Source organism: Hymenobacter fodinae, assembly GCF_004745825.1.
GTDB classification, from domain to species: Bacteria; Bacteroidota; Bacteroidia; order Cytophagales; family Hymenobacteraceae; genus Hymenobacter; species Hymenobacter fodinae.
Map to the genome: position 1 here is coordinate 461,032 of NZ_SRLA01000002.1, position 12,100 is coordinate 473,131.

Consider the following 12,100-nt stretch of genomic DNA (forward strand, 5'->3'; position numbering starts at 1 on the left):
CATGACTTATTCTGCCCTCTGCCGCGTGGCAGCTACGGTGGCTGGCACGGGCTGCACCCTGTTGCTGGCTTGCACTGCCCACCCGCCCGCTGCTACTGTCTCTAGCACCCCCAATAAATTCACGCAGGATGCCACCCTGCGCCAAATTGCCACCGCCCAGGATGAGCGCAATACCGCAGCTTTGTTGCCTTTCCTGGAGGGGCCCAACGCCTCATATCGCCGTGAGGCTGCGCTGGCGCTAGCTTCGGTGCAGAGCAAAACGGCTACCACGGCGCTGCTGGCGCGTCTGCAAGATACGGCGGCACCTGTGCGGCAGGCGGCCGCCTACGCCCTCGGTCAAACCGCCGATTCTACCGCCGAAGCTGGCCTCGTTAAATACCTGGCGCTGGAAATAGACCCTACGGTGCGTCGCTATGAGCTGGAAGCCTTGGGCCGCTGCACCTCCCGCTCTGGCCTAGCGGCGCTGGTTCGTTTGCCCTCTGCCCTAACTACTGATACCGCAGCGCTCAGCGGGCAGGCATGGGGCCTCTACCGGGCCGGCCTGCGCGGCCTTACCTCCGAAGCGGCGGTAACACGATTGGTGCAGTTGCTGGGTCGCACTAATCCCCTCGGGGCGCGGTTGGCCAGTGCCAATGCGTTAGCGCGCACTCGGGGGCTTAACCTAGCTCCGTATGCTATGGCTATTGGAGCGGCGGCGCAACAAGACCCTCACTACGCTGTGCGTAGCGCCGCCGCTTCTGCGTTGGGCAAAGCTGCCCAAGACCCAGTAGTGCCTAGCCTGCTGGCCAGCCTGGCCCGCCGCGACCCTGATTACCGGGTGCGGGTAAGCGCCCTGCGGGCCATGAACGCGGCTATGTATGCTCCCGTGAAGGAAGCCGCCTGGGCCGCTCTCACCGATGCCAACGCGCAGGTAGCCCTTTCGGCCGCCGAGTTCTTTCTGGCATACGCTACCAACGAGCCCGGCTCACTGTTCTTGGAAAAGGCCGATAAGCTGCCCCAGTGGCGCGTGCGAAGCACCCTTCTGGCTGCCGCCCTCAAGCAGGAAACCACCGGCCGCGAGGCTATTCGGTCTGCCGTACAGGCCCGCTACGCTGCCGCCACCAGCCCTTATGAGAAAGGGTACTTGCTTAAAGCCTTAGGGGAAGACCCGGCGGCGTTTGAGTTTGTGCGCCAGGCCACCTTCGCTCCCAATCAGTCTGTAGTGATTGGTACCTATGGCATGGAGGCCTTAGTAGCCATGCGCAATCAGGCTGATTTTCCGGCTAGCCAGCACGCCGAGTTTGCCCTGACCTTGCGGCAAGCGGTGCTTAGTCAGGATGTAGCCCGCATGGGTATTGCCGCCGAAGCCATTCGCGACCCGAAGCTTGACCTGCGCCGCTTGCTGCCTTCCCCCGACTTTTTGGTGGAAGCCCGCGACCGGCTCGTACTGCCCCGTGACCTAGAGGCGTGGCAGTCGTTGCAGCAAACCATTGATTACGTGCAGAAGCGCAAAGCCACGCCCGTACCCGTGGCTACTGCCGCCACGCACCCCATCAATTGGGCGCTGGTAGCCGAGCTGCCCGCTACGCAACGCGCCGTGGTGCACACAGAAAAAGGTGATATTACGTTGCGCCTATTAGTGGAGGAGGCACCCGGCTCCGTGGCTAGCTTCGTAGAGCTTACGCGTCAGGGCTTCTACAACGGCCGCAATTTCCACCGCGTGGTACCCAACTTTGTGGCCCAGGGCGGCTGCCCCCGCGGCGACGGCTGGGGTAGCTCAGACTACAACCTGCGTTCTGAGCTAGGTGACAGACGCTACGGGGAGGGAGCCGTTGGGCTTGCCTCGGCGGGGAAGGACACGGAGAGCTGCCAGTGGTTTATTACCCACGCACCTACCCCGCACCTCGACGGACGCTACACCATCTTTGCGCAGGTGGTATCCGGTATGGATGTCGTCAGCCGCCTCGATATAGGCGACCGAATTGATAAGATAGAGCTAGTACGCTGAGCACCGTCTCAGAACCACAACAGGCCTCCCATAAGTTGGGAGGCCTGTTGTGGTTACATACCGAATGCATTGGTAGTATTACTGCTTAACCAAACGTAAGGGCTTGCTGCCGTGGTCTAGGCCTGCCAGCTGCACAAGGTAGGTGCCCTTCGTGAGCCCATTAGAAAGCTGCAAGGTCACTTCCGTTGCATTGGCTGGTATTGTTTGGGTAAGCACCAGTCGGCCGGTTAGGTCCAGAAGCTGAACCTGCGTTGCGGTGGGCAAGGGGCGAGGCAGCGTCAGGGTCACCTGCTCAGTAAGCGTGGCGGGGTTCGGGTACACGCTCGCGCTACTTGCTAGGTTTGCGGCGGAGAGCGTCACCGTTTCTACCGCCGAGTACGTGCTTTTACCATCGATATCTTGCTGTCGCAGGCGGTAGTAGATAAGCTGACCGAACAGATTGGGCTGATCGGTGTAGCTGTACTCGTGGTGCTGCGAGGTAGTGCCCTGACCTTCTACAAACGCTATTTGCTCCCATTTTTTCGCGTTAGTGCTGCGCTCCAGCCCAAAGCCTTTATTGTGCAGCTCCAGCGCCGTAGCCCAACGCAGCAAGACATGGCCGTTGCCGGTAGGAGTGGCCTGAAACCGCACTAGTTCTACTGGCAGCGGCGGCGCCAACGAGCCGAAGGTAAAGACGCTAAAATCGCTTATAGGTGCCGCCGACACCACCGAGCCTGCAGCCTGACTGCCACCAAGGCCGCCATTGCCTTCCGTAGCCCAGGCCGAACCTGTATAGCGGGCCACCTGCAGGTTGGGCGAGAAGTCTGTAATGCCGCTGCGCGTGCCGTTCTCCCAGAAGAGGCGTACCTGCACGTTGTCGGTTCCGGCCGTTCTGTTCAGGTTCCAGTACTCCACGCGGCTCACCGTCCGCAGAGGAGCAGTTAGATCTGCGCTAGAATAGGCCGTAGGGAAGTACTCCGCCGTGAAGCTGCTTGCCGCATTGGCTGGCGCCGTAATGCCCAAGCGGGCCCAGTACGTGTCTTTTCCAATGGGGAAAACGAAGGCGGTGTTTCCTATTTTCTGCACGGGGCCATTCACGAAGGAACTGCTGTTGCCAGCTGTACTGGTAGCGCCGGGCAAAATGGTCAGCAGGTTAGTCGCCGTGGAATTGATGAAGCCATTAGTTAGCGTTAGGTTACCATCAATCTGGAGCGGAGAACCTAGCGTTAGTACTTTGCCTGCCCCATTCAAGGTGAGGTTTTGAATGGTGGTGGGCGAGCCAGAATTGGTTAGGGCCAACGATTTCGTGATGACCACATCCTGATCATACATGGCTGCAAAGACGTGTACCGTTCCGTTCTCGGTTACCAGGTTTACTCCTTTTTGCAGGCAAGCAATGGGCCCCGGAGTAGGGCAAAACCGGTCAACGTTCAAAAACGACATATCACCCTGAAAACCAGGAGTAGTGGTGGCATCGGTGCGCGAGTTAAGGAATGGGGAGTAGGTAATTAAGCCGGTGGGCTCAAAGGCCGAAAGCGCCCCAAAGCCCGACGGACCGCCCAGCGTAACTACTGCGCCATTCATTCCGCTCGCACCCCGCACGGCGCTAAAGGAGTTAGAACCCAGCCAGTTCAGGCCTGCTTCTACCACGTTGGTGAGGTTCACGGCCCGCAGCGCCGTAGCGCAGCTATCAATGCGGTTGTTGCGGATGCTGTCGTTGACGGAAACCACCCCCGTATTCCGGTCGATGTCGAAGAATGGGGTGTTATCGGTGGTAGTGGTGGCGGGCCTGTCTTGCACTTGCACACCGCGCTGACACTGGGCAATGATGTTGTTGAAAACCTTATTGTTGGCCCCTTCCAGCACCACGCCAAACCCGTTGTTTTCAAACAGCGAGCTACCAAAGGTCGACAAGTAACCCCGCACGGTGTTCCCCTGAATAAATGCGCCTCCCGTCAGCAAGTCTCCGGTTATGCCTCCTCCAGTGCTGATTACCTTTCTGTCGCGGTCAACGAAGGCAATACCAGCGTTATCAAACGTAATATTAGTAGGCTGGCCTAGCCCCCGCGCGATGTAGTTGTTGCGCACCACAAAGCTGCCGGGGCCGTTGCCTAGGCCAGTACCAGTGCAGGCCTTAAGCTCCATGCCGTTCGAGGCGTTGTCGCGGATGAAGTTGCCCTCAATGAGCGCAGCAGAGGTGGTATAAGTGCCACCAGTTCGCTCTCCGGCCGCCCCCAGCACGGCCAGGGCCGCCCCAATGTTTTGGGTAAACTGGCACCCCCGAATTACTAGGCCACTTACGCTGCCATCGTTCACGTCTAGGCCACCCCGGCGGTTCTGCTCAAACCGGCTGTCTTCAATGAGGATGTTTCGCTTGTGGCCGTTCACCAAGAAGAGCCCCCGGCCAGCTCCGGTGCTATTGGTATTCGGAGACAATGCATTCTGGGCTGCGCGCACCCGTCTGAAGGTCAGGTTTTGCGCTCCGCCTAGGCAATTCCAGAAAATGCCGGTGTGTCGGTTTGAAACCGCCTCTACGTCTTCTACCACAAAGTTGCTGGTGGCGCTACCCGTAGTAAGAATGCCATAATCGTAATTGCGCACCGTAAACTTAGAAAGCATGACTGGGCTATTGGCGCCGCCCGAGGTGGTTACCAAGAACCCCGCTACGTCCGTTTGAGCTCCGCCGGGCGCTAGGCCACCATCGAAAATAGTAGCACTGCCCGGCGCGGCTGTAGCTGTGCCCGCACCCCGGAGGCTAACGTTTTTGTCTAGCACCACACGTTCTGAGTAGGTGCCGGCATCAATGAAAATGGTAGAATTAGCTGTGGCGGCGCGCAGGGCGGCGCCTACCGTGGCAAAGGGGGCACTGCTACTGCCCGTGCCAGAAACATCATTGCCAGGAGCGGTGGTGTACGTATCACCCGTCGTGGTGAGGTCGTTAACGTACAGATTTTGAGCAGTAACTGTTGCCTGTAGTCCAGGCAGCAGCAGTCCTGCGGCAAGCAGAAGTACTGATTGATTCATAGCAAACGTAGGAGAAACGGTGATGCTTGTCCTGGGAGCCAAGCACCTCAGGTGAGAAAAAATACATCCATCAATTGCCTGCTCAAGCAGCGCTGCGCATACCTCCTGCCTTGTGAGGTCATGCTCCGTCGTTCTAAGGATAAGGTATCTATAATCGACTCAGTAAGTAAAAGATTTTCATAATAAATTAGCTTATGTCAAGATGATGTTGCTGGTACGAGTGGCTCCATCAACTTGTTTACTCTTACCGCCATAAAAAAGGCCTAACTCTTCAGTAAGAGCTAGGCCTGTATACCGTGGTAGCAGTCAGCTGAGGCGACTGCCTTAATTTTCGTCGCGCCCGTGTACTTGGGCCGGGGGAGAGGTGGCCTCCACTGCCGTGAACGACTCCAAGATTTTGTACGTGTGCGAAGCGCCTTTGGGCACCACCCAAGAGTTGCCGGGCTCTAGCAATACCATTTGGCCCTCAATGTGCAGCTCGGCCCGTCCTTGCAGCACGTAACCTACTGTTTCATATGGCCGCACAGAGGGCTCCTTAGCCTCAGCCGGCGACTCGTTTTCCCACATGCGCATAGCCACGTGCTTACCCGAGGCCAGGTATTTTTCGCCTTCGGCCCCTTTGGGTGAGTGCCGGGAATCAACTTTCGTGATGGTCGTATCAGACATGATGCCGATGGTTAGGTAAATGGAAGGGAACTGCTAGGCTAACGCAAAGTCATCCGTAGCGGTTGCTCCCGAGGCCAGGCGTAAACCTTCCGCACTGTTGGCAGTTGCTGACTGGGTCTAGGCCTATATATTTCGGCCCTTGGCGCGTTTTGGTGCCGCCACATTTGTAGTTACTCCTTGCATGTCACACGATGCATTCATTCAGGCGCTAGCTCAGGCGCATCAGCAGGCTGCCGCTCCCTTACCCGGTCCTGGCTTCTGCCTGCTCGCCGAGCAGCTCCTCAATCTGTTGTTTCCGGAGCGGGCCGAGCGCCCTTTGCGCAATGCTGATGCGGTAGCGGCCACGCTGGGCATTTGGCAAGATGATCTGACGACCTTATTGTTAGCCGTGCAAACACCTCAGCCCGCCGCTGAGCTAGCCGCCGACTGTGTAGCTAATCTGCCCATACTGCGCGATATGCTGCTGCTGGATGCTGAGGCTATTGTGGCCGCCGACCCCGCCGCGGAAGGTATTACGGAAGTGGTAGCCACCTACCCCGGTTTCTATGCCATAGCCCTGCACCGCTTCGCCCACGGCTTGTACCAGCGCGGTGTGCCTCGCGTGCCCCGCTTGCTCAGTGAGTATGCCCACCAGCGGACCGGCATCGATATTCACCCGGGAGCCCGCATTGGTCGGTCGTTCTGCATCGACCACGGCACCGGCATTGTCATTGGGGAAACAGCCGTTATTGGAGCCCACGCTAAGATATTTCAAGGGGTTACACTGGGTGCTCTGAGCGTGGCCAAGCACTTGCAGGGCATTAAGCGTCACCCTACCATCGAAGATCATGTGGTGATTTACGCTGGGGCTACTATTTTGGGCGGCAATACGGTGGTTGGGAGCCACAGCATCATCGGTGGCAACGTGTGGCTTACTGAGAGCGTGCCTTCCCACTCAAGGGTGTATCACCGGGCGCAGATTCAGGTAACCCGCGCCGAAGACCCGGCCGCCGACATTTCATTTTCTATTTAAACGTCTTTTCACAGGGGGCACCCAAGACATTATGGGCGCTAGGCCTGTTCCTGACTTTTGCCACTCCCTAAACCTCCAACCAACCTCATGAAAGCTACTTCCATTCTGGATACGATTGGCAACACGCCGTTGCTGCGTCTCAACCGTCTTTTCGCCCACCGCCCCGATGTGGAGGTGTGGGTGAAGCTGGAGCGTGCTAACCCCGGTGGCAGCATTAAAGACCGCATTGCCCTTTCTATGATTGAGCAGGCCGAGAAAGATGGCTTATTAACCAAAGACTCTCTGATTGTAGAGCCCACCTCCGGCAACACAGGGGTAGGCCTAGCGATGGTGGCTGCCGTGAAGGGCTACAAGCTCACTCTGGTTATGCCCGAGAGTATGTCAATTGAGCGGCGGCGTCTGATGGCGGCGTACGGCGCCAACTTAGAGCTTACCCCCCGCGAGAAAGGCATGAAAGGAGCTATTGAAAAGGCCGGCGAAATTGTGCGCGACACCCCCGGCGCCTGGATGCCCATGCAGTTCGAAAATCCCGCCAACATCCGGGTGCACGCCGAAACTACGGCCCAAGAGATCCTGCGCGACATGCCCGAGGGGTTTGACTTTCACATTACGGGCGTGGGTACCGGCGGCCACATTACGGCCGTGACTGAGGTGCTGAAGCCCCTGTTTCCGCGCATGAAGACCTTCGCCGTGGAGCCGGAGCTCTCTCCTGTTATCAGCGGAGGCGCGCCAGGTCCTCACCCTATTCAAGGCATTGGGGCAGGCTTCATTCCTGCCAACTTGCACACTGATATCTTGGATGGCACCATTCAGGTTAGCCAGCAAGAGGCATTTGATATGGCCCGCCGTGCTGCCCGCGAAGAAGGTATCTTTATGGGTGTATCGTCGGGCGCCTCGTTGGCTGCCGTCGCTAAAAAACTCGATGAGGTTCCGCAAGGAGGCCGCGTACTCACTTTTTGCTACGACACCGGTGAGCGGTATCTATCGGTTGAGGGCTTATTTGTATAAGATTCCTTCTAGGCCAGTAAAACGGGCAAGGCTCTTCACATAATGTGGGGAGCCTTGCTCGTTTTACTGGCCTAGGGCTCTGCGTAGTTGTAGCTCACCGTAAAGCGGAGTCAATAAGCCCAAAAACAAAAAAGCCTAACCGTAAGGTTAGGCTTTTTAAACGGGAGTGGAGAATATCGGAGTCGAACCGATGACCTCTTGCATGCCATGCAAGCGCTCTAGCCAGCTGAGCTAATCCCCCGTTTGTTGAGTACCGCCCGCCGGTTGCGTTTGGTGTGACAAAAGTACTGCGCGTTTTTGAATCTGCAAGAGATACGCTCAAAAAAACGCAAAAAATATGTCGCCAAGACCATAAAAAAAGTGGGCTGACAATGCTGTCAGCCCACTTTTTAAGAGTTAACCAGTTGGCCTAGTTGAAGATATAGCGTAGGCCGATCTGTCCCTGCCAACGTGAACCAATACCGCCAGTATCGTTGCGGAAGGTTTTCGTGAGCGGTACACCCGGGGTCGTAACCCCACCTGCAGCCGTACCAATAGGGTTGGTCAGATAGCGGTACTCAAATACCGGCTGACCTTGGGCATTATATCCATCAAACGTGAGCGGGTTAACCCGGTTAGCCGTCTGGAATACTCCCCAATCACTGTTGATCAGGTTGCCCACATTGAAGATGTCCAGGCTCAGCTGCAGTGTATTGCGGTTCTCACCAATATTGGTGAATACATCTTGCAGCAGACGTACGTCAAGACGGTTCTGCCAAGGACGTACGGCACCATTGCGCTCCGCATATTTACCGCGGCGGCTGCTTAGGTAGTCGTCCTGCTTAATGTAAGTATCCAGGTCAGCCCACTGCTGTGCTGCAGTGTACACACCACCACCCTGAGACGCCGTCAGCGTAATGTCGCGCAGGTTGATTTCGCTCTGGTTGCGAGGTACATACATCAGGTCATTCGACGTCTGGTTGTCGCCGTTCATGTCACCCGAGTACACATAGGAGAAGCGGCCAGCTGGAGCAGCCTCGTAGAACAGCGAGAGCGTGGTGCCGAGGTGGCCTAGATATTCTTTGCGGTACGATACCGAACCGATAACGCGGTGCTGCTGCAGGAATTGTGAGTAACTCAGAGCTGCTGCATTCGGATCGCCTGAGATAGAGCGGTCACGCCAGATTGACTGAGCAATTGAGCCGCCGTCATTGACAGAGCGAGAATCCGAGTAGGTGTAAGCTGCGCTCAGGTACAGACCATTGCTGAACGACTTCTGGAGCTGCGCCGTCAGGGCATAGGAGTAGCCCTTGTTGGTATTCTTCATCAGAATAGCGTCGCTGATGTTCGGGCGAGCTGCGGTGTTGCCTCCTTGTGAGGCTGGCACGGCACCGTAAATCTGATAGTTGCGGGTAGTGGCTACCAGTCCAGCGTTGGCCCCTGTCTGGGGAGCTCCAAACGTGTAGAAGATTGGCCGGTTGTCGGCGCCGTTAGCACGGGCGAAAGGCTCGGCCTCGCTACCCGGCAGGTTCACGTTCTGGTGGTAAACGGCGTTGATGTCCTTCGTATAGAAGGCCTCCAACGTACCAATAATTCCGCCAATCAGCTGCTGGTCGATAGCAATGTTGGAGCGCCATACCTGCGGAAACTTGAAGTCCCGGTCCGTAACGGCCAAGTTGTAGGCCGTGTTAGCCGAGGCGTTCTGCGGACGGTAAGCATCTACGTTCGGGTTGAAAGGGTAGATAGATGCATTGGGGCTGGTAACCCCATTAGTAGTGGTTGGTACAGAGCCTGAGGTGCTAAACGAACCGAACTGCACCCCGTTGTTGCTAGCCTGGTTGGATAGCCACACAAACGGCACACGGCCCGTGAAGATACCGGTACCACCGCGCACCTGCGTCTTCTTGTTGTCCATTACATCCCAGTTGAAACCAACGCGGGGCGAGAACAGCACGCTTTTCTTCGGTACCGAGCCCGTGTTGATTTTCACCCCGTCGCGGAAGGTCAGATTAGCCGCGTTGGTGTTCTGGGGCAGGTCCGACGTCAGGAAGGGCAAGTCAGCGCGTACGCCATAGGTCACGCGCAGGTTGTTGCGCGCCGACCATTCATCCTGCACGTATAGGCCTAGCTGAGCGGCTTTGATGTCAGCAAAGGGAAACTCTCCGCCGGGCAAAGCCGAGTACTGTAGGTTGTAACGTGCCGGACCGGGACGGGTAGCGCTGGCAGCTAGCGGGGTGTACGTAGCCGTGCTACGGTCGTAGTTGAAGCCCGCTGAGGCGTAGAAGTCTTCGAGCGAGTTGAACGAGTAGTTGCCGTAGTAATTCGGAGCGAAGCCATTACGGAACTTGTAGTACTCGTTATAAGTACCTACCGTCACGTTGTGCTTGCCCAAGTATGCGGTGAAGTTGTCACCCACTTGGAACACATCGGAGTTCAGGATGTTGAACGCCGAGAAAGGCTCATAACCAAACGAAGTCAGCGAGTTAGCCGCATTGATACCGTTTAGAGCAGCCGTAGAGGTGCTGCGGCCCACGCTCGTGCCAATGTCAACCAGCGGGAAGATACCGCCGCTGCTCTCGCGGAAGTCGCGGAAAGCCGAATAACCCGCCGTTAGGTTGTTCGAGAACTTACCACCACCTAGGGTGCTGTTCAGTTCCGCGATGAACGAGTTCAGGTTATTATTAATCGTGTAGTACGACGATGAGAAGGGCAGACCGAACTGCGACTGCGAGCGTTGGTTGTTGATGGCGCCCGAGGTGCTTGGTGGAATATCCGCGTACGACTTCAGGTAGTTGTACTTGATGTTGAAGCGGTTGTTCTGGTTGATATTCCAGTCAATCTTGATCGTAGCCTTGTCGCTGTTCGAGCGAAGCTTGTAGTTCTCGAATGCACCGGCGTTGTACCCATACTGCTGCTGCAGGAAGTTGCCCAGCGCTTCCAGGTCGCGGGCCGAGGCCTGCGAGGTTTGTGAGCCAGCGGCTGGAGGAGTATCCGAGCGGTTGGCGGTGAAGTTGCCAGTTGGGGGGTCGTTACGACGCTCACGCTCGGCATTCACGAAGAAGAACAACTTGTCCTTAATAATAGGACCACCTACCCGGAAGCCTTCGTTGTGTAGGCGGAAGTTGGGATACTCCTGTTTGAAGTCGCCTACCTTTTTGCCTACCAGATCTTGGTCGCGGTAAAAACCGTAGATAGAGCCCGAGAATTTGTTAGTGCCTGAACGGGTTACTACGTTGATACCAGCGCCTGTGAAGGAGCCCTGACGTACGTCGTATGGGGCAATGCTAACTTGAATTTGGTCGATAGCGTCCAGCGAGATAGGCTGAGCACCAGCTTGGCCACCTACCGTAGATTGTAGACCAAAGGCGTTATTGAAAATGGCGCCGTCAACTGTAATGTTGTTGAAGCCGCTGTTACGCCCCCCAAAGCTCTGTCCATTGGCCTGAGGCGTAAGACGGGTAAAGTCATTGAGTGAGCGGTTTAGAGTGGGCAGCCGCTCAATTTGCTCGCGCTGTACTGTGGTGGCAGCTCCTGTCCGGCCAGCATTAATAACTGGGTCTTGACGACCGCTAACAACAACTTCCCCTAGCGTCTGCTCCGACTCGCTCAGGTTGATGTCTAGCCGCAGGTTTTGGCCTAGCGTTAGGAAGATGTTTTCACGTACTGATTCCTTGTAACCCACGAACGTCACGCGGATAGTATAAGGACCACCTACGCGCATGTTCTGCAGGTTGAAGCGTCCCTCGGAGTTGGTTGGCGCTACATACTGCGTGTTGGTGGGCGTGTGCACGGCAATGACCGTGGCACCTGGCAGGCCTGCTCCCGACTTGTCGGTGATAACACCGTTCATCGCCGAAGTAGTAGTGCCTTGCGCCCAACCAAGGTGAGCTGACAAAATCGCCATTGGCACTAGGGCCACAGAGGCGTAAAGATTGCGTCTCATAAGAGGGGATTGATGAAAATCAGCCACAAAATTATCAGGTTAAGTGCTGAGGTCAATGTTATTAAAATGTTATTAAAGCATAATTATACGATACTAAGATCTGCAATAAACCGTATAAAGTGGATTTATGATAGTACTATAGCTATAAGTGTCTATACCAAGTGTGAGTGTTGGCTCACTAACTTCACGTTTGCTATGACTTATAATATTGTGTTAGTTCTACTGATGAGGCATTGTTGTGAGAGAGTTACACTTTAAAGATGCTCACAGGGCATAAGTATCACGCTACTGATGGGCGGCTGGTAAGTGAATAATCCAGCAACTAGTCGTGTATAGCCACTTTAGAAGTGTTACTGTGGGTACACGCACCTCAGCATGCTGTAGCCCATCCGTACGCGTTAGATTATTCATCAGGTAGGTATACCCGCTAGATAGTGAGTGCGGAAAGGCCATTAGCAAGAGCAGCTACGAGGAGAGACGTGGCTTAAATACGCATTAACCG

At 56.1% G+C, this 12,100-nt stretch carries 6 protein-coding genes and 1 tRNA gene; 3 read left to right on the forward strand and 4 right to left on the reverse strand.

The genetic code is table 11. The annotated features are described in order from the left end of the window. Position 1 precedes the first annotated feature (1 nt). The gene (locus EU556_RS09210) at positions 2-1,987 is read left to right on the forward strand and encodes a peptidylprolyl isomerase (RefSeq protein ID WP_135433453.1); all 1,986 of its coding nucleotides are present in this window, start codon (positions 2-4) and stop codon (positions 1,985-1,987) included. A 78-nt stretch (positions 1,988-2,065) separates the two neighbouring features. On the opposite strand, the gene EU556_RS09215 is transcribed toward EU556_RS09210, so the two are convergent. Together EU556_RS09215 and EU556_RS09220 are read right to left on the reverse strand one after the other, a co-directional pair. Then, entirely contained in the window at positions 2,066-4,990 is a 2,925-nt protein-coding gene (locus EU556_RS09215) for a T9SS type A sorting domain-containing protein (RefSeq protein WP_135433455.1), read from the reverse strand. A gap of 324 nt (positions 4,991-5,314) precedes the next feature. Continuing rightward, the gene (locus tag EU556_RS09220; protein WP_135433457.1) at positions 5,315-5,656 is read right to left on the reverse strand and encodes a cupin domain-containing protein; all 342 of its coding nucleotides are present in this window, start codon (positions 5,654-5,656) and stop codon (positions 5,315-5,317) included. Positions 5,657-5,837: 181 nt separating this feature from the next. Between EU556_RS09220 and EU556_RS09225 the strand changes: the two genes are divergently transcribed. Both EU556_RS09225 and cysK read left to right on the forward strand, forming a co-directional pair. Continuing rightward, complete coding sequence (locus EU556_RS09225) at positions 5,838-6,668, forward strand: serine O-acetyltransferase (protein WP_135433459.1); 831 nt, start codon at positions 5,838-5,840, stop codon at positions 6,666-6,668. Positions 6,669-6,755: 87 nt separating this feature from the next. Further along, positions 6,756-7,676, forward strand: coding sequence for a cysteine synthase A (gene cysK / locus EU556_RS09230; RefSeq protein ID WP_135433461.1), 921 nt, complete (start codon positions 6,756-6,758; stop codon positions 7,674-7,676). Positions 7,677-7,843: 167 nt separating this feature from the next. Here the strand turns inward: cysK and EU556_RS09235 are convergent. Both EU556_RS09235 and EU556_RS09240 read right to left on the reverse strand, forming a co-directional pair. Then, a tRNA-Ala gene (locus EU556_RS09235) sits at positions 7,844-7,917 on the reverse strand. 168 nt (positions 7,918-8,085) lie between these two features. Continuing rightward, on the reverse strand, positions 8,086-11,598 hold the full coding sequence (locus tag EU556_RS09240) for a TonB-dependent receptor (RefSeq protein WP_135433463.1): 3,513 nt from the start codon (positions 11,596-11,598) through the stop codon (positions 8,086-8,088). Between the last annotated feature and the right edge of the window lie 502 nt (positions 11,599-12,100).

Coding starts and splice junctions, on each gene's coding strand:
- EU556_RS09210 (WP_135433453.1), top strand. CDS start 2: ATGACTTATTCTGCCCTCTGCCGCGTGGCAGCTACGGTGGCTGGCACG.
- EU556_RS09215 (WP_135433455.1), bottom strand. CDS start 4,990: ATGAATCAATCAGTACTTCTGCTTGCCGCAGGACTGCTGCTGCCTGGA.
- EU556_RS09220 (WP_135433457.1), bottom strand. CDS start 5,656: ATGTCTGATACGACCATCACGAAAGTTGATTCCCGGCACTCACCCAAA.
- EU556_RS09225 (WP_135433459.1), top strand. CDS start 5,838: ATGTCACACGATGCATTCATTCAGGCGCTAGCTCAGGCGCATCAGCAG.
- cysK (WP_135433461.1), top strand. CDS start 6,756: ATGAAAGCTACTTCCATTCTGGATACGATTGGCAACACGCCGTTGCTG.
- EU556_RS09240 (WP_135433463.1), bottom strand. CDS start 11,598: ATGAGACGCAATCTTTACGCCTCTGTGGCCCTAGTGCCAATGGCGATT.